This is a genomic window from Agrobacterium sp. FDAARGOS_525 (assembly GCF_003938925.1).
GTDB classification, from domain to species: Bacteria; Pseudomonadota; Alphaproteobacteria; order Rhizobiales; family Rhizobiaceae; genus Agrobacterium; species Agrobacterium pusense.
The window spans coordinates 205,740-222,226 of record NZ_RKIU01000005.1 but is presented as its reverse complement, the minus strand read 5'-3'; the positions used below and the strand labels follow the sequence as shown (position 1 = coordinate 222,226).

Here is a 16,487-nt window from a genome sequence, read left to right as displayed (position 1 = left end):
CCGCGCCTCCTGCGAAAACGGCAATCGCGGCCGAAGCCGAAGCGATAACGAAAGTGCGTCTGTTCATGTTGGTGTTCTCCGGCGCACGATTAGAAGTAGGACGATGATGACAGTAAACGCGCCAAGCGACAGCAGCGGAATGGGCAGGGTTCCGAAGAGGAGCATACCAGCGCCCGAGCAGGATGGCCCCTGGCCGCAAGGCTTGATGGCCGTGGGGATGATGTTGAAATACAGAAGGTTGTGAAATGCCGCGATCGACCATCCCGCCGCTGCCAGCGGAACGGCATAGATCCAGGCGCGGGCATCAGAGCGGAAAGCGGCGACTGCGAGCAGCACTGCCAGTGGAAACATGAAGGCTCGTTGGTGCCAACAGAGATCGCATGGTGCTTGCCCCATGACCTCACCGATAAACAGTGCGCCCAGCGTCGAACCCATGGCAATTATCCACGCGCTGAAGATCGCAAGCCATGCGCCGTCGTTAGTTTTCACCACTCTCTGCCATTCCTGTCGCTCATTGATGCTAATCAGTATGAAACCTCTAGTAGCTTGAGGGTCAAGGGCGCTTTCTGTCCGACTGAAATTTCCGTTTCTGTCTGATGTGGATGACAGCGAAACGACTGAGGAGAATTTCGATTTTCTTCGCCACTTGCCTTGAACCTCAAGCTACTAGAGGGATTAGGAGTACTCCAAGGGGTTCTTCAGGGTGAATTTCGGCAGGGAATTAGATGAAAGCTCTCAGAGCGTTTCGACTTGTGGCGTGGTGTGTGGTTGCGATCTTCACATTGCTACTGATTATAGGTTATTTGCTGCAGTCGGGTGGCGGCAAACGTGGTGAGCCAGACACGTCCTCTACCCCTGCGATCGGTCGCCCATTTGAGTTGGTTTCGCACCGGGGCCAAGTGATCGACAACGCTGTCCTCAAGGGAAAGCCGTATTTGGCGTTTTTTGGCTTTACGCACTGCCCAGACATCTGCCCCACAACGTTGTTCGAGTTGAGTGACCTGATGAATGAACTCGGGCCGGCTGCGAGCGGTTTCAACGTTGTATTCATCAGCGTTGACCCCGAGAGAGATACTCAGCAGTTGCTGAACGAGTACATGACATCCTTCGACCGTCGAATCCTTGCCCTTCGGGGAACGCCGGAGCAAACAGCGACGGCTGTTAAAGCTTTCTCCGCCTATGCACGCAAGGTTCCGACCGAAGATGGAAGCTACACAATGGACCATACGGCTGGCGTATACATGATGGACGCCAATGGGAGCTTCAAAGGAACGCTCGACATGCATGAATCCCGCGAGGTTCGCATGAAGAAAATCCGCAATCTGATGACCGGCTCTTAAGCCAGAACTTCAACCTTCGAGAGGAAATACATTGCAGTCTGGGAAATTGACACGACGAGGCTTCGTTATCGGCGGTGCTGGGGCAGCGGCGGCTGTATTGACTGGCTGCTCGAGAACGACCGTGGAGACGACACAGTCTGAAATCGTGCCCACCGCCCATCCGGTTCTGGAAATCACCTATGGACCAATACTGAACGAACAGTTCCCGCTGCCTGCTATACCCTACCAGAAGATCGCCAAGCGCTATTACCGGCAGATGGTGAGTGATCCGACTGGACAGCGGCCAGGCACATTGGTCGTGGATACGGCCAATTACTTTCTCTACCTGACTTACGAGGGCGGACAGGCGATGCGATACGGCGTCGGTCTCGGCCGGCAGGGGTTCGAATGGTCGGGCAAGGGGGTCATCCAGTACAAACGTCAGTGGCCGCGCTGGACGCCACCTGACGAGATGGTCGCTCGACAGCCAGAACTTGCGCCCTATAGCATTGCCAATGGTGGTATGCCACCTGGCCTCGAGAATCCTTTGGGCGCGCGTGCGCTTTACATTTTTCAGAATGGCGAAGACACGCTATACCGCATCCATGGATCGCCAGAATGGTGGACGATTGGCAAGTCGGTATCCTCGGGGTGTGTCCGTATGATCAATCAGGACGTTGTCGACTTGTATGGTCGAGTGCCCGGCAAAACCCCCATCGTCGTTACCAGCCTGCCTCCCTTCTCTGAGGCTTAGACGGAGAAAACCGTGAAGCCCCTCAACAGTTCAGCGGCCTGAAGTCGGGTCAGGCATGCAAGGCCTGTGCCATGTAGGGGCCGACTCCGGTTATCCGCATTCTCCTGGCGCTGTCAGGTAGAGGCTGTTGGAAAACACCGGCAGCCTCAGTTCGTGCGCGGGCTCTGCCAAACTGAACCAGATGCCCGATGGTCGTGCACTCACCAGGCAGGCCATGCGAAGGAAAACATCCGATAGATCGTGTAGATCGTACACAAAAGAGTTTCTGTTTGTGCCTGCGATTTGACTTGGTGAAGCGATATGGACGGCTTGTCTGATCTACTACAAGAATACGGTACATGGATCTACATCCTGCTTTTTGCATATTGCATGCTGAAAAGCGGTAGTCTTCCATTGTTCGCGGGCTATGCGGCTCAAACACAAGCTTTGGACTTGTCCCTTGTTTTAGCCGTAACCTTTGCCGGCGGCTATCTCGGGGACGAAGCACGGTTCTTTATCGCCAGACGATACGGGGATGCGTGGTTAACGAGGTGGCCTTTTGCTGAAAAGGCCTATGCGGGCGCGAAAATCCTAGTTGCAAAGTACGGTTGGGCCTACATCTTTCTTTACAGATATCCCAAGGGTATGCGGACCATCGGCGCGCTTCCGGTTGGTCTCGGATCAATGTCATGGGCAAAGTTTACAGTTCTGAATGCAGGATCAGCAATAGTTTGGACCGTCTGCCTGGTTATGGCGGGCTTCGTTTTCGGCGCACAGATCGACGAGGCGGTGGAAACCGGCTGGGGCTTTGCAAGTGTTGTCTTACTTGCTGCAATGCTCCTCCTGTCGGTCTTCGCATGGTGGCGGATAAATCGGATAGCTGTCGGGATCCCGAAAATTGGAGAACAATCCAATTGAAGTCGTCAGTAGTTTCATGTCTGGTCACGATGGAAAGGCAGAGAATAGCGCATGAATACCGCAAAGCCTGACACGACCCGGACCGACCTATACCCAGCCCTTTGAAACTGTCACGCTGATCTGTGGCGCAGGTTGGCTTACTCAAATCCAGCGACTTGCGACATATAAGGGGAGCCTTCAGGTGATCCTGGCAATCGGACTCTGCTATCCGACTCCCTGCCCAGTTCTCCATGCCCGCCGGTCCTTTTGCTGTCTGCAATGAGCTGGCACCAGAAGTGTTCGAAGACTAGACCACCGGATAGCAAGGGTGGCCATCGCTCTCGGACTTGGCTAGCGTCATCCGGCCTGAAATGAAAACTGAAAGCGCTCCGTTGAACCTCCGTGACACCCTCGAAAATCATCAGGTCCAGATCTACTTTGGCGCAGTTGTCGTTGGCGCTTTGGCGGCTCTCTCGATCTCCGGAACAACCGCACTTGAGATCGGCATAAATCCGTCGCTGGCGTTCATGTTGTTTGTGACCTTCCTTCAGGTACCGCTTGCGGAACTTCGGGTGGCCCTCGCGCGGTTCCGCTTCATTGGTGTCCTGCTTCTGTCGAACTTTGTCGTCATTCCTGTGCTGGTGGGAGTTCTCGTCCCGGTTCTTCCACCCGATCCGATGATACGGCTTGGCGTATTACTGGTCCTTCTCGCCCCTTGCATCGACTATGTCGTTACATTCTCGCATCTTGGCCGCGCCGACGCCCGTCTCCTGCTGGCAGCAACACCTGCGCTCCTGATCGCCCAAATGCTACTGTTGCCCCTCTACTTGAGCGTTTTCCTCGGTCCCGATGCCGGGTCCCTTATCAAAGCCGGACCATTTTTCCACGCGTTCGTCTGGCTGATAGCAGTCCCGCTTGTCTTCGCCGTCCTCATCCAGTTCTGGGCCGGCCAAAGTGTGGCCGGGGAGCGTGCGTCGGCGGTTTTGGGGCTCCTTCCGGTTCCTGCGACAGCGTTCGTACTCTTCGTCGTGGTTGCTGCCGTCGTACCGCAACTCGGCCCCGCACTCGATGCCACTTTCCGTGTCGTGCCAATATACGTGGCATACGCGGTTGCTGCGCCCTTGTCGGGGTGGGGTATGAGTAAGTTGTTCCGGCTTGATGCGCCAGCGGGCCGTGCTGTTGCATTCAGTGCCGCCACGCGCAACTCTCTGGTCGTCCTACCGCTGGCTTTCGCTGTCCCGGGCGCTGTACCAATCCTTCCGGCAATAATTGTCACGCAGACACTGATCGAACTGCTGAGCCAGTTGGCTTACATTCGTCTGGCACCAAAATTTGGGCCGAGCAAGGCTGCCTGAAGAATGTAAGCCGCCTTGTGCCGGGCCGGGATGGCGCCTCCGTCTAATTCGCGCAGGAAGCGGAGGGGCCCGTCTGTTCGTGCACTCAGCTGACCCCTAACGACGGCCGTACCGAGCCCTTGGTTCGCTTTGGCGCGCCGACTCGCAAACGGCGATCAGAGAGCGAGACGATGCCACCAGCCATCATCACGATGGCACCGGACCAGATACAGAGGATCCAGGGCTTCCACCAGAAGCGTACGACAATGCCCCCGGCGGCTATTGGGTCACCCAGCGATATGTAGAGCTGGCTGAAGCCGAACGTGACGATGCCGGCTTCTGTCGTCGGCATCTGGCGGGCCGTGTAGAGCCGCTTCGACGACCAGATATCGGCCACCTCAACACCATCTTCGCGGATGGTGAAATGCCCCTGGTCTTCGCTGTAGTTCGGTCCCGTCGCGGCGCGAATGCCGTCGAAGGTCACGACATAACCGCCGGCCTCCACCGTCATGCCCGGCTTCATCTCGATCACAGTTTCCGTCTCGAAGGTGGTGACGGCCACGACGCCGAGCACGGTCACACCCATGCCGAAATGCGCAAGTGACGTGCCGAAGGCCGACCGGGGTAGGCCTTTCAGTCGACTCCAGGCGGTGGACAGCGGATGCTTACCAAAGCCTGACCGATACCAGAGATCGGATACCGCGCCGCCCATGACGAAGAAGGCAAGCGCAAGGCCTGCCACCGCCATGACAGGCCCACCATTCTGGGCGTACCAGAAACCGAGGCCAAGCATGAGCGAGACCGCCGCCGCCACGTAAAGCCGCTGCAGCGCACCAAGTAGATCGCCGCGCTTCCAGGCGAGGAAGGGCCCAAAAGGCATCGCGAGCAGGAGGGGTAGTATGAGCAACCCAAAGGTGATGTTGAAGAAGGGCGGACCGACCGAGATCTTCTCGCCCGTCAGCGTCTCCAAAAGCAGCGGATAAAGCGTGCCGATTAGAACAGACGCGGTGGAGACGGTGAGAATTAGGTTGTTGAGAACCAGCGCACCTTCACGCGAGATCGGCTGGAACAAGCCGCCGGCCTTCAGCATCGGCGCGCGCAGTGCAAAGAGCGTGAAGGCCCCACCAATGAAGATCACGAGAATGCCGAGAATGAAGACGCCGCGCGTCGGGTCGTTCGCAAAGGCGTGCACCGAGGTTAGCACGCCCGACCGCACGAGGAAGGTGCCGAGCAGCGACAGCGAGAAGGCGATGATGCCGAGCAGTACCGTCCAGATCTTCAAGGCATCACGCTTTTCCATGACCAAAGCCGAATGCAGAAGGGCCGTGCCCGCCAGCCATGGCATGAAGGAGGCGTTTTCGACCGGATCCCAGAACCACCAGCCTCCCCAGCCGAGCTCGTAATACGCCCAGTAGGAGCCCATGGCGATGCCGGCCGTCAGGAACACCCAGGCAGCTAGCGTCCAGGGCCTAACCCAGCGGGCCCAGGCGGCATCGATGCGGCCATCCATAAGAGCGGCGATCGCAAAGGAGAAGCAGACAGAGAAGCCAACATAGCCGAGATAGAGCAGAGGCGGATGGATCGCGAGGCCGATATCCTGCAGAACCGGGTTCAGATCCCGACCCTCGGCCGGGATCGGCGACAGGCGAATAAAGGGGTTGGACGTCAGAAGAATGAAGAGCGTGAAGGCCGTCGTGATCCAGGCCTGTACGGCCAGCACATTCGCTTTCAGCCGGTCCGGGAGATTGGTGCCGAAAAAGGCGACCATGGCGCTGAACAGCGTCAGGATCAGCACCCAGAGCAGCATCGAGCCTTCATGGTTCCCCCAGACGCCGGATACCTTGTAGATCATCGGTTTGAGGGAGTGAGAGTTCTCAAAGACGTTCTGCACCGAGAAGTCGGAGAAGACGTAGCCGTAGGTGAGGGCCGCGAAGGAGAAGGCGACGAGCACGAACATTGCATAGGTGCCGGTGGTACCCACCGCCATCATTGCTGCGTCACCGCGCCGTGCGCCGATCACGGGCAAAATGGAAACGACAAGACAGGTGGCGAGTGCCAGCACCAGGGCATAGTGGCCAAGCTCAATGATCATTGGATCTCTCCCTTGCCGCTGAGTTCCACCCCTTGCGCCTCCAGACGAGCGGCCGCGTCCCTTGACATTCAAGTCTCGTCATGCTGGTAGGCACTGTATCGGGACAAGGGTTTCAACCACGATCCAAGATCAGCGACCAGCCTAGCCCAAGACTTGCCCTGCGAGCAACAGCAGTGTTCATTCCCGGCGGTGTCATCGAGCTCGGCGACTGCGACACGCTTAATCGTCTCGAGGGAGAAAGATGATCCGCCTCCTCCCACGATGGATCATACATTGCCGTGCAACAAGGCAGCGATGGCGGATAGATGCCAGGCTTCTCGCAAATTTAGATTCACTGGGATCCTGTTATGAAGCGCAACGCCGTGTGTTCCCTAGCCGGGCCGATGGTGATCTCGACGAGTTCTAGCACTGGGCGAGGATCGCAAGCGAAGTATTCCGGATTAAGCCACACGCTGAGATGGATTTCGCTGTTCTCAAAGCCTTGTCCGATCAGGAGAATGCTAGCCGGGGCTGACTGGTGGGTTGGCCAGAGTGGTGCTCGGCAACAAATGCTGAACTGGCTTCCGTAACTGATCTGTGCCGTATACCTCAATTCCCGCCGAAGCAAACCAATCCCGCTTTTTATGGATGGCGTCCTGGACCATGTCCGGATCTCCGTCGATCAACCCACTATCGGGGTCGGCTAGCAAGCTGCCGCCGCTTGTCTTCGCCTGCGCGGTGATCGCGACCTGTCCTAGTCCTTTCGAGGAGCCATTTCTCGGTGCCCAGCATGAATGGATGACGAACAATCTGCCGAAGAAGGGTGCGATCGTCGATGTCAACAGCTGGGGCCAGCCGGAACTGCCGAAGAAGGCGTCTCAGGTCTACGGCAAGCCGTCCAAGTCCGACCACACTGCGATGTACCTCGATCGCGATGGCAAGGTGCAGACTGTCCATTATCGCATGCCCGAGGTGGCGAAGCCAATGAGCAGTGCTGGTGACGGCTCTGTCGGTGGCGGTGATGACGCCAACGCCACGCCGAAGGTCCGGCCCGATGTGACCCAGAAGGGCCACGACATGATCGGCGATTTCCGCACGGACGCGCTGCACGACGCGCTCGGCCGCGCTCCAATCGAGGATGACATGCTGATGGCGTTGATGGTGCTGGCCTTCGCCGGGCAGAACGTCCGTGTGGACTCCGGTGCGGACGGGTCCTTCTATGGCGGCAAGCGCTTCTCGCGGCATGCGGTCGGCCTGTTCGATCAGCATGGAAAGCTCACCTTCGATCAGGACACGCTCCGGATCGCCGTTCGCTCCGTGCTGATCGATGTTCTCTCGTGCCGTCGAGGCATGTCGAACAGCGGCATGGTTGCGCGCATCGCCGGCGAAGCGATTGGCGCTGATGAATTCCTGCCAAACATGGGGTCGGAGGACTTCCTGTTGTGCCTGTCGCGCCAGGCGCTGGAAGCATCTTGCGCCGAGGCATCGGTTCAGCCGCGGCAGAAGGTGCGCGAAACCCGCGCAGCGCTCCTCGAGCATTTTGCGACCGAACACTTCGTCCATCCTTCCGGCCGCTTCGCGCCGACGGCGGATGAGCTGCTCGACTGGATCCGCGCGGGTGCTGCCGCTGACGTCATCTGCACGGGCTCCCAGGATGACGAAGACGGTGATACTGGCGGCACTACTGAAGAGCATGAGGGGCCGGTCGAAGAGGAGGCGGGTCAGGATGATCTGAACGACGCCGAGGTCGACGATGGCCACGACCAGGATTTCGATCAGAGGGCGGCCGCATGACCGCCCCCCTTCAGATGAACTTGCAAGAACCCACCCCCGATCTTTCGGGGGTGGAGTTTGCCACTAGCGCGGATGGCTTGCCCGTCGCCCGCATCGATGATCTGGTCCTCGCCATGGTCACATCGTCCAGCGGCTTCGCCTTTCTCGCGAGCGCAGTCTTTGTTCGCCGGCCGCTCGCTGATCTGACGCGCGCCGATTTCATCGGACACGACGCCCGGGTGGCCGACGAGGCCGAGTTTCGAGCGCGTGTCGTCGAAACGGCTGGCCACAAACGGGACCTCGCTGCGCTGAACCGCGTTCAGACGCGCATGTCGGCGAGCACGCCCTGGGGCGGTTCGCAGATGGCGGTCATCTATGCCGATGGTGTCGTTGCCCATAGCACGGCCGGCCATGGCGGCTTTCACCTCTCCGCCGACCGCAATAGCAAAGTCCATTCGTTGCTGCGCAAAGACACCCCCTGGTACGAGGAGGATTGCGAATGGGCGATCGTGGCGCTCAGCTTTCCGGAGCTGTTCACCGGCTACGAGCGCGCCGCGGCGGAAAAGACCATTCGCAATACCTGGCCGGATGAATGGGAGGCGATCCACGGCGCCAAGCTGACCGAAGGCGAAAGCTGGATCAAGGATCGCCGCGCGTTTGATCAACGCCATGCGGCAGACCACGTCGTCACCTCGGCGATCTTCTCCGAGCATCACCCAGACATGACCGAGGTCGTGGCCGTCGTCGGTGGCAACCGACGATCTGACGACGATGAGCGTCGCTTCCTGGTGCCGAGCGACGAGTATGCGAGGCGTGGTCGGTTCGGATTCGTTATCGATCCCGTCCGTCACGCCCAGTATCATGGGCCGTCCTCCTTTACCGGCTGGCGAGGTCGGGAGGATGGGGCATGATCGACATCCTCGCTCCAAAGCCGCTGGACAAGGCAATTGGCGCCCGGCGTGAGACCCTGCAGCATCTCAATTGTCTGACCCGGCAAATTGCAGCGCGTGCCGGGCGGCAGGCGATCACCGTGCAGGCCCGGAGCCGGGCGCGCCGTCGGTCTGGTCTCCGTCTTTACCATCAGGAACTGGCCGATCGCCTGGCTTTCGATCGGTGGGGCGAACTCGACACGCTCGCATCTAGGCTGGCGGTGCAGGAGCAGATCATCGACGCGCTCGAGCATTGTGGTGATGCGCCTGTTTCGCCGTTGGCGGGGTAGGTGACCTCGAAGGGGCTGTGCGCTGGATGGCATCTGGTCATCTTGCGGCCACGACATCTCCAGGGTGGTGGGCTTGGCCATGTCGTCCCTCGTCGGCGCGCATCTGATATCGGACCCGTGCTGGACTGCCCTTCTTTTCGTTGCGGTCTGAACCGGCGGCCGGTCGTTTCAAGGCCGCTGGCGCGCCGCGGAGCGGCCGATCCAACCTCTCTGCGCGAGGGCAGGCTCGCGGTCTGCTCAGGTCAAGACCTGCTGGCCCGCAAACCTGCCCTGCTGGCTCAGTCGGATCGGACCTGTGAAGCCGCCCGTCCCTTGCCGGTTCTTAGTCGTCCGCATCGAAGGGCAGACCGGCACGGGCCGGAACCGCTTCGGCAGCCACGGAAGGAACAGACATGGCCAAGCCCGCCACCTCCAATCGCTCCACCGCCCGGTCGGCGCAATCGCGCCGCGGAACCACTCTTGAAATGGTCCGCCTCTCCTGCCCCGACGCCGTCCAGGCGCACAAGATCGCCGAAAGCTTCGGCACGGCTATCGTTGACAGCGATGGCATCCGCAGCCTGCATGAGCGGCTGATCGTCGAGACTGCCGAAAGCCTTTCCGAAGGCCTGGGCGAAAAGGCCATGCAGATCCATCTGCAGAGGATCGTCGGGGCCTTCGTCGGATCGGCGCATGGCGCCGGACAGTTCTACAGCCGGGCTGTCACCGAGGCGCGCGATGCAACCGCCAAGGCATCCAATGATGCGCGTGACGAGGATATCGACGGTCCGGTCGGGTATGACAGCGGCGCCCAGCGCAAGCGGCAGTTCGCGGCCGACATGGGTGTCCAGTCCCATGCGCTGCGGATGGCGGCCGAGGGAGCAGTGGCCGCCTACGAACAGGTTGTCGGCGAAACCTGGAAGCCTTTCGACCGGCCGGTGGAGAACCCCGGAGCCTCGCTCGACCGCAAGGCGGCCGAGGCTCAGATGGCGGCCTTCGGTTGATGCGCTGGTGGGGGTAACCCCGCCCTTCTCCTCGATCAGAGGCTGGCGCCCGACTGCGCCGGCCTTTTTTCGTGTCGAGAGGGAAAGCTGGAGACGTGCCTGTCGCGGTCCGTCCCGCTCGGCGGTCCTGCAGGAGCCGGGCGCCCATGCAACGGCTTTGCCGTCCTCCACGCTGTTGCGGCCGTTCCGGTGCATGGGCTCGACCTCCGGCCCCTGGCTTCGGACCTCCGTGACGGACCGCGACAGGCGCGGTCTTGAGAAAAGGAGAAGAAGCCATGGTCAGGAAAACGGATAGCGATCGTATCGACATCTATACACGCATCACTGGCAGGATAGTTGAAGATCTTGAGCAGGGTGTACGCCCCTGGATCAAGCCGTGGAACGCCGCCAATACCGGTGGTCGTATCACCCGGCCGGTGCGCCACAGCGGGCTGCCCTACTCGGGGATGAACGTGCTCCTGTTGTGGTCGGAGCAACTGTCGCGCGGCTTCTCCTCCTCGATGTGGATGACATTCAAGCAGGCGCTTGAGCTCGGCGGCGCTGTGCGCAAGGGCGAAACTGGCTCGACGGTGGTTTTCGCCAGTCGGTTCACCAAGTCCGTGGCTGACGGGAGCGGCAACGATGTCGACCGGGAAATCCCGTTCCTGAAGGCATACTCGGTGTTCAATATCGAGCAGATCGATGGTTTGCCTGACACCTATTATGCCCCACCAGCCAAGTTGCGGGATCCCGTCGAGCGCATCGAGAGTGCCGATCGCTTCTTCAAAGCGACGGGTGCAGTTATCCGGCACGGCGGCAATCAGGCATACTATTCACCCGTCATGGACTATATCCAGATGCCACCATTCGAGGCCTTTCGCGATGCCGCCGGATATGCTGCCGTTCTCAGCCATGAGGCAACGCACTGGACAGCGGCTGAGCATCGGGTCGGCCGTGACCTGTCGCGCTACGCAAAGGACAGGACGGAACGCGCACGTGAAGAGCTCATCGCTGAGCTCGGCAGTTGTTTCCTTTGCGCCGATCTCGGCATCGCGCCAGAGCTTGAGCCACGGCCCGATCATGCGTCCTACCTGCAGTCCTGGTTATCGATCCTTGCCAACGACAAGCGGGCCATCTTCCAGGCTGCCGCTCATGCGCAGCGAGCGGTGAGCTTCCTGCATTCCTTGCAGCCGGAGGCGAATCTCAAGGCTGCGGCCTGAAGGTCAGGCGCGGTCGGCATCACTGGTGGCGGCCGCTTCTTCCATATCACGCTGATCCTGGAGACCTTGTGCGATGTCATTATCCAGCCTTCCCCAGATCGACAGTTTTGTGGTGTCGGGCTTCGGTTTACGGGATGGCTTGCGTTCAATGATGAACGGCTTGGTCTGCTGACGCATTGTTCCTCCATGCTGCGATTCGCGAGCGCAACGATATCGCACCGGGCATGGCAGGCAAGCCGGACCACCGCTGTACGTGATCCACTCCCCAATCGAAGCAGGCTCCGGCGACGGGACAAGCGGAGCATCAGCCGGGTTGCCATTCTTCCCACGGGCAAATGCGGTGACCGCCTTTGCCATATCCCTTCACGACAGAGTTTCCGGCAGCCCATCTGCGGGCTCGATGGGGCATGTCTGACCGGAGACCGGCTGCGCCTCGATCGTTTTCCCGCAACGACAAGGCTTAAGATTTCTTACCCCGGCGACCTGTGGTCCCCTCCTCGCCCACTAACAAATCTGCGACTTGCCGCCCTTCATTGCATTGCGGCCTTATCAGGTGCGGCCCGATCGTCTCCGGTCTTGTCGACTGCCATCGAGGCCGCGATGGGCGCGGCCCGAACACGAGAAAAGGAATACGACAATGGCTACCATCGGCACCTTCACTTCCGAAAAGAACGGCTTCACCGGCTCCATTCGCACGCTCGCTCTCAACGTCAAGGCACGCATCTCCCGGGTCGAGAACCCCTCCGACAAGGGCCCGCAGTTCCGCGTCTATGCCGGAAGCGTTGAGCTCGGCGCCGCCTGGCAGAAGACCTCCGAGCAGGGCCGCGACTACCTCTCGGTCAAGCTCGACGATCCGAGCTTCCCTGCCCCGATCTACGCAACGCTCGCTGAGGTCGAGGGCGAGGAAGGGCTCCAGCTCATCTGGTCCCGCCCGAACCGCGACTGATCGGGATCACAAGGCTCCGCCACCGGCGGAGCCCACCTTCCTGCGGAGAGATCAAAGCCGGACCCGGCATCGAGCCAGGCCCGGCTTTTTTGGTGGCATACGGTGAGCGGAGAAGCTGCTCAGAATGCACGATTGTGCCAAGCGGCGACGCCGGCCTCAAGGATGAGCGGTTCCCCCAATTTGCTCCACCTGCCCTCACCGGCAGTTTCCGCAAATCGGCTCCCCCACTCCCCGGCTCTGCCGGTCGCTGGCGCGCTCCTCGACCCCGCCATCCCCTCTCGGGCCCGACGGTCATCGTTCACAAACGTCAGGAGACGAAGATGACCTACACACTCGAAATCCAGATCGAAGAACTGCGGGCCGAGCTACGCAATGCTGTCGATGGTGCCGAACGCCGCGATATCGAGGCCGAACTGGAATGCGCTCTGGCCGAGCTTGCAGTCATCGTCGCCGAACAGGATGGTCGCCTGGAAGCGGAGCCGCCGTTCTGACGGCGGTGATCTAACAACCCGTCCACCGTGCGACCGAGGAATACATTATTTGCAGCAATGCTGTATATGCTGTATGAATAACATTGAGACCCTTTCACCATAATCGCATTGAGGCTGGCCACATGACAAACAGGAACGGCTCCTACACGACAAGCGACCTTTCTCGGAAATCCGGAGATATCATCGCCGAGGCACTTCGACACCCTGTCACGATTACCCAACGCAACAAGCCGCGATTGGTGTTGCTGAACATAGACGATTACGAACGTCTTATGCGTCAGTCGGATCGTCGCTCTGTCGGCAGACTGGAGACAATGCCCGACGAACTGTTTGCTGAATTTGAGGAGGCCGTCGATGCCTACGCCCAGTCTGATGAGACAAGCCGATGAGCGGATATGACAATGTCCAGACGGCTGCGGTCGTTCGATATCCATATCTGTGGAGCCATGAGGCAAACGAGGGAGAAACGGAAGGGCGCAAGAACCGTCCTGTGGCTGTCGGCGTGCGGATCGCGAGGTCGGGTGGCGATCTTGTTTTGTTTTTTCCGATAACGACAAAGATGCCCGACCGAAATCGTTTTGCCGTCGAGATTCCGACTATCGAAAAGCGACGCGCGGGTCTTGATGCAGATCTTCCGCTGTGGCTCATCCTGGATGAGTTCAACAGCGATATCATAGGCCGGTCATTCTATTTGGAGCCTGAGCCTCCGCTTGGTCACTTCAGCAAGGCATTCTTTTTGCCGCTTCTGCGCGAATTTATTGCCCGTCGAAAGTCCTTTGCGGAAGTTAGCCGATCGAGATAGCGGAGTGTGGACAGCAGGGTCTCCGTTCGAGAAGACCAAGGTCCGCCCTCACATTCTCTTTCGCCAGCGGCAGTATCGTCGGGTGTTTACTGCGAAGCGACACGGCCGATTGCCCGATATCCCCGGCGGCGTTTTTGCCTCAGAAGATCAAGGAAGAGATCGATCGCGTCCTGTTCCTTTTCGAACTGATGGGTTTTCACCTGACCGCTCGTCCCAATCCGTCCCCATCGCCGCGTCAGGCATGCCTCCCCAAACAGGTTCGGCTCGATCGACATCGCGTAGAAGCGGGCCAGGTTCTTACTGGCATCCTTGCGTTCGACATAGAGGTGATAGGTTTGGGCGAACATGCTCCCAGAATCGCGTGAAACATGTCCTGCGTCCAACGAGACTTCTGAATCGTTTGCTGGTGATCGATTCAGTTCTGTGAAGAATGGGTTGCGATCAGATTGGGCGGCCCGCCTTCGGCGTACCGCTCTATTCGCCAGCGAGAACGAAGCCGGCAAGCGGGCTTCGCCGATTCCGGTGACGATCATCCCGCAAGTGTCAGATTGGATCGCGCATTGGCTGTTCAGACTGTTCCTTACTCAAGAGATGACTCGATCGAGCAGCCGATTCATGAAACCGGTTTTGCCCGACGCAGTTTTTCATGTCGTTGCGCCGGAACCAGATGGCGCGACCGCATCTAAGCGGCGGATTGCCTGCGGTAAAGACGATCTGCTCATCGGCTGGCATTCGCAGCACCTCATGCGGCTGGATCAGCGGTCTAGCAGCCAGTTGCTTGGATCGTGTTCGCGACGAGCCGCGTGCCTGATAGTTGCGGCTAACCTGGTCGATCTCGACCGTCGTCATGCCGCAGCGGCGCGATATGTATTCCGCCGTCTCCGGATCATTGATGGCAGCAAACGAAATCCAGCTCGCGCTCTCGAACCATTTGCTCGATGCGTCCCGACCACCGTATGTCTCGCGAAGTTGGCCTATGGACTGATAGATCAGGGTCAGGGTGATGCCGTATTTGCGGCCGGCATCGCGCGCTGTCTCCAGGATGCGCATGTAGCCTAGCCGCGCCACCTCATCGAGAAGGAAAAGGGCACGGCCTTCGATGTGTCCATCCCGATTGTAAATCGCGTTGAGGAACGAGCCGATGATGACTCGCGCCAGCCCCGCATGTGTCTCAAGCGTCTTCAGGTCGATATTGATGAACACGTCGGTCTTTCCCGACGCGATATCGTCGGTGGAAAATGCAGAGCCGGACACCAGAGCTGCGTAGTTCTGGTAGGATAGCCAATGCGTCTCCTTTATCGCATTGGCATAGACACCGCTGAATGTTTCCGGTGTCATGTTCACGAAGGCGGCGACGTTCTCTTTCACGAAGTCCGACCCAGAATTGTCGTAGATGTCCTGCAGCCGCTTGCGCAACTGCGGTTCCGGCTCCGACAGGTTGGCCCGCACCTGACGAAGCGTCTGCTGCTCATTTGGTGTATGGCCGGAAAGGCAGACGTCGGCGATCATCGCCGTCAGGAGCTGAAGACCGGACGCTCGAAAGAAGTCGTCGCGAACGCCGCCCGCGCGGCCACTCTCGCTCATGATCCAGGACGCAACAGCGGCTATGTCCTCTTCTTTCGTGCCACCGAACTTTCCGATCCAGGCCAGTGCGTTGAAGCCGATCGCTGGATTGCGGGGATCAAGGATCCGGATCCTTCTCCCCGCACGCTCGCGATGCTGCGACACCACCGGCGCGACCTCGTTCGAAGGATCGAGCACGATCAACGAACCACCCCATTTGAGCGCGGTCGGGATTGTCACCGACGTCGTTTTGAAACCGCCGGAGCCGGCAAAGACAATCCCATGGGATGAACCGAATGAGCCATCGAAGCAAAGCAACGGCGCTTTCCCTCCTTCACCCCAGGTTTCCATGTCATCGGCGCGAAACCCATGAATGGTTCTTCCATCACGATCGACACGGTATCGCTCGCCAATCACGATGCCGCCAGCTTCACCGAACAGCCGCGCGGCCTCGGTCAGTTTCATCCACGCGGCCTCTCCGTGCAGCGCGCGTTTGCCGATGATCCGCTTGGGTTCGGGCCGGACGAAAGCCGTGTTTCCGATCAGCGCAACACGAAGCGCGAAGCATCCTGTTATCAGCATACTAGCCGCTCCGATCATCGTTCCTGGATCGAGATAGACAAGTATGGATTGTCCCTCGGAAACCTTGTCGGCAAATCCAGCGAGGCGCGATGTCTCGCGCGCCACCGCAATCAGGATGTTGCTGCCACTACCAGCGACCGCGCTCCAGCCAACAAGTCGGATTGTTGCCGATCCTGCCGCCGCGAAGAGAAAGATGATGCCGACCGCAGCGGCGGCGACATAGGGTGCCGCGATGCCGATCCTGGCGAACATCAATCGCTGGGCCTCGTTTTTGCCAAACGGCGCAAGAAATTGTTCAAGACCTGTCAGACCGATGGCGACTGCGATGATCAGCACGGCTGGTACGGTGGCGAGAAGAACTCTATTCGCTGTCATTGCCAAAGGCCTCGGCGCCGATAGAAGTCAGTCGCGCGCGTTCGCCCGGATCCGCTTTGAGCCGGCCGGCAAGTTCGAGCAACGCACCCAGCAGCATTGCTCGCTTCTCAAACCGAAGGCCTGCTTTCACGATCAGGCCCCCGAGCTCGATCTTCTCGCGCGTGTCCTTCTTGCGGGCGTCCGATGTCGTGGTCCTCGCCATG

At 59.5% G+C, this 16,487-nt stretch carries 18 protein-coding genes and 1 pseudogene; 13 read left to right on the top strand and 6 right to left on the bottom strand.

The window, feature by feature from the left end; genetic code table 11:
• Positions 1-63: 63 nt before the first annotated feature.
• Entirely contained in the window at positions 64-489 is a 426-nt protein-coding gene (locus EGT36_RS27955) for a disulfide bond formation protein B (RefSeq protein WP_286084370.1), read from the bottom strand.
• Between the two features lie 236 nt (positions 490-725).
• Here EGT36_RS27955 and EGT36_RS27950 point away from each other — a divergent pair, with 236 nt between their 5' ends.
• The 4 genes from EGT36_RS27950 to EGT36_RS27935 all read left to right on the top strand — a co-directional run bounded on the left by EGT36_RS27950 (position 726) and on the right by EGT36_RS27935 (position 4,304).
• Positions 726-1,340 carry an SCO family protein gene (locus EGT36_RS27950; protein WP_112828966.1) on the top strand — a complete coding sequence of 205 codons (615 nt, stop codon included), beginning with the start codon at positions 726-728 and terminating at the stop codon, positions 1,338-1,340.
• Between the two features lie 31 nt (positions 1,341-1,371).
• On the top strand, positions 1,372-2,073 hold the full coding sequence (locus EGT36_RS27945; RefSeq protein WP_167495009.1) for a L,D-transpeptidase: 702 nt from the start codon (positions 1,372-1,374) through the stop codon (positions 2,071-2,073).
• 300 nt (positions 2,074-2,373) lie between these two features.
• A complete protein-coding gene (locus tag EGT36_RS27940) occupies positions 2,374-2,970 on the top strand; it encodes a DedA family protein (RefSeq protein ID WP_113462171.1) in 597 nt (198 codons plus the stop codon).
• A gap of 350 nt (positions 2,971-3,320) precedes the next feature.
• A complete protein-coding gene (locus EGT36_RS27935) occupies positions 3,321-4,304 on the top strand; it encodes an arsenic resistance protein (RefSeq protein WP_125271566.1) in 984 nt (327 codons plus the stop codon).
• Positions 4,305-4,389: 85 nt separating this feature from the next.
• Here the strand turns inward: EGT36_RS27935 and EGT36_RS27930 are convergent, their stop codons facing one another.
• A complete protein-coding gene (locus tag EGT36_RS27930) occupies positions 4,390-6,375 on the bottom strand; it encodes a heme lyase CcmF/NrfE family subunit (protein ID WP_125271565.1) in 1,986 nt (661 codons plus the stop codon).
• Between the two features lie 747 nt (positions 6,376-7,122).
• Here EGT36_RS27930 and EGT36_RS27925 point away from each other — a divergent pair.
• The 5 genes and pseudogenes from EGT36_RS27925 to EGT36_RS27905 all read left to right on the top strand — a co-directional run.
• Positions 7,123-8,148: pseudogene (locus EGT36_RS27925) on the top strand (plasmid partitioning protein); the annotation flags it as partial.
• On the top strand, positions 8,145-9,038 hold the full coding sequence (locus tag EGT36_RS27920) for a DUF7007 domain-containing protein (protein WP_112831536.1): 894 nt from the start codon (positions 8,145-8,147) through the stop codon (positions 9,036-9,038). The pseudogene EGT36_RS27925 and the gene EGT36_RS27920, both read left to right, overlap by 4 nt.
• Positions 9,035-9,346 carry a hypothetical protein gene (locus tag EGT36_RS27915; protein WP_112831535.1) on the top strand — a complete coding sequence of 104 codons (312 nt, stop codon included), beginning with the start codon at positions 9,035-9,037 and terminating at the stop codon, positions 9,344-9,346. Before EGT36_RS27920 ends, EGT36_RS27915 begins: the two co-directional genes overlap by 4 nt.
• 392 nt (positions 9,347-9,738) lie before the next feature.
• Positions 9,739-10,326: a hypothetical protein gene (locus EGT36_RS27910; RefSeq protein ID WP_112831534.1), complete on the top strand. Its 588-nt coding sequence runs from the start codon at positions 9,739-9,741 to the stop codon at positions 10,324-10,326.
• Positions 10,327-10,601: 275 nt separating this feature from the next.
• The gene (locus tag EGT36_RS27905; RefSeq protein ID WP_125271564.1) at positions 10,602-11,525 is read left to right on the top strand and encodes an ArdC family protein; all 924 of its coding nucleotides are present in this window, start codon (positions 10,602-10,604) and stop codon (positions 11,523-11,525) included.
• Between the two features lie 3 nt (positions 11,526-11,528).
• Here the strand turns inward: EGT36_RS27905 and EGT36_RS30710 are convergent, their stop codons facing one another.
• Positions 11,529-11,702 carry a hypothetical protein gene (locus EGT36_RS30710; protein WP_172965735.1) on the bottom strand — a complete coding sequence of 58 codons (174 nt, stop codon included), beginning with the start codon at positions 11,700-11,702 and terminating at the stop codon, positions 11,529-11,531.
• A 460-nt stretch (positions 11,703-12,162) separates the two neighbouring features.
• Here EGT36_RS30710 and EGT36_RS27900 point away from each other — a divergent pair, with 460 nt between their 5' ends.
• The 4 genes from EGT36_RS27900 (at position 12,163) to EGT36_RS27890 (ending at position 13,764) form a co-directional block, all read left to right on the top strand.
• Positions 12,163-12,471, top strand: a complete 309-nt coding sequence (locus tag EGT36_RS27900) for a DUF736 domain-containing protein (protein ID WP_125271563.1) — start codon at positions 12,163-12,165, stop codon at positions 12,469-12,471.
• Positions 12,472-12,791: 320 nt separating this feature from the next.
• Complete coding sequence (locus EGT36_RS30705) at positions 12,792-12,962, top strand: hypothetical protein (protein ID WP_172965734.1); 171 nt, start codon at positions 12,792-12,794, stop codon at positions 12,960-12,962.
• Positions 12,963-13,084: 122 nt separating this feature from the next.
• Positions 13,085-13,351, top strand: a complete 267-nt coding sequence (locus EGT36_RS27895; RefSeq protein ID WP_112828831.1) for a type II toxin-antitoxin system prevent-host-death family antitoxin — start codon at positions 13,085-13,087, stop codon at positions 13,349-13,351.
• Positions 13,348-13,764 (top strand): hypothetical protein, encoded by a 417-nt coding sequence (locus EGT36_RS27890; RefSeq protein WP_112828832.1) that lies wholly within the window; start codon positions 13,348-13,350, stop codon positions 13,762-13,764. Before EGT36_RS27895 ends, EGT36_RS27890 begins: the two co-directional genes overlap by 4 nt.
• 86 nt (positions 13,765-13,850) lie before the next feature.
• Here EGT36_RS27890 and EGT36_RS30700 read toward each other — a convergent pair whose 3' ends face one another.
• The 3 genes from EGT36_RS30700 to traD are packed head-to-tail and all read right to left on the bottom strand — an operon-like array spanning position 13,851 to position 16,486.
• Positions 13,851-14,297: a WGR domain-containing protein gene (locus EGT36_RS30700; RefSeq protein WP_112828833.1), complete on the bottom strand. Its 447-nt coding sequence runs from the start codon at positions 14,295-14,297 to the stop codon at positions 13,851-13,853.
• A gap of 10 nt (positions 14,298-14,307) precedes the next feature.
• A complete protein-coding gene (traG, locus tag EGT36_RS27880; RefSeq protein ID WP_112828834.1) occupies positions 14,308-16,284 on the bottom strand; it encodes a Ti-type conjugative transfer system protein TraG in 1,977 nt (658 codons plus the stop codon).
• A complete protein-coding gene (traD, locus tag EGT36_RS27875; protein WP_112828835.1) occupies positions 16,271-16,486 on the bottom strand; it encodes a type IV conjugative transfer system coupling protein TraD in 216 nt (71 codons plus the stop codon). Before traD ends, traG begins: the two co-directional genes overlap by 14 nt.
• Position 16,487: the final 1 nt, after the last annotated feature.

Excerpts from the sequence above, each read along its gene's own strand:
- EGT36_RS30705 (WP_172965734.1), top strand. The coding sequence starts at position 12,792 with ATGACCTACACACTCGAAATCCAGATCGAAGAACTGCGGGCCGAGCTA.
- EGT36_RS27915 (WP_112831535.1), top strand. The coding sequence starts at position 9,035 with ATGATCGACATCCTCGCTCCAAAGCCGCTGGACAAGGCAATTGGCGCC.
- traG (WP_112828834.1), bottom strand. The coding sequence starts at position 16,284 with ATGACAGCGAATAGAGTTCTTCTCGCCACCGTACCAGCCGTGCTGATC.
- EGT36_RS27930 (WP_125271565.1), bottom strand. The coding sequence starts at position 6,375 with ATGATCATTGAGCTTGGCCACTATGCCCTGGTGCTGGCACTCGCCACC.
- EGT36_RS27895 (WP_112828831.1), top strand. The coding sequence starts at position 13,085 with ATGACAAACAGGAACGGCTCCTACACGACAAGCGACCTTTCTCGGAAA.
- EGT36_RS27935 (WP_125271566.1), top strand. The coding sequence starts at position 3,321 with ATGAAAACTGAAAGCGCTCCGTTGAACCTCCGTGACACCCTCGAAAAT.
- EGT36_RS27920 (WP_112831536.1), top strand. The coding sequence starts at position 8,145 with ATGACCGCCCCCCTTCAGATGAACTTGCAAGAACCCACCCCCGATCTT.
- EGT36_RS27890 (WP_112828832.1), top strand. The coding sequence starts at position 13,348 with ATGAGCGGATATGACAATGTCCAGACGGCTGCGGTCGTTCGATATCCA.
- EGT36_RS27940 (WP_113462171.1), top strand. The coding sequence starts at position 2,374 with ATGGACGGCTTGTCTGATCTACTACAAGAATACGGTACATGGATCTAC.
- EGT36_RS27910 (WP_112831534.1), top strand. The coding sequence starts at position 9,739 with ATGGCCAAGCCCGCCACCTCCAATCGCTCCACCGCCCGGTCGGCGCAA.
- EGT36_RS30710 (WP_172965735.1), bottom strand. The coding sequence starts at position 11,702 with ATGCGTCAGCAGACCAAGCCGTTCATCATTGAACGCAAGCCATCCCGT.
- traD (WP_112828835.1), bottom strand. The coding sequence starts at position 16,486 with ATGGCGAGGACCACGACATCGGACGCCCGCAAGAAGGACACGCGCGAG.
- EGT36_RS27900 (WP_125271563.1), top strand. The coding sequence starts at position 12,163 with ATGGCTACCATCGGCACCTTCACTTCCGAAAAGAACGGCTTCACCGGC.
- EGT36_RS27905 (WP_125271564.1), top strand. The coding sequence starts at position 10,602 with ATGGTCAGGAAAACGGATAGCGATCGTATCGACATCTATACACGCATC.
- EGT36_RS27950 (WP_112828966.1), top strand. The coding sequence starts at position 726 with ATGAAAGCTCTCAGAGCGTTTCGACTTGTGGCGTGGTGTGTGGTTGCG.
- EGT36_RS30700 (WP_112828833.1), bottom strand. The coding sequence starts at position 14,297 with ATGATCGTCACCGGAATCGGCGAAGCCCGCTTGCCGGCTTCGTTCTCG.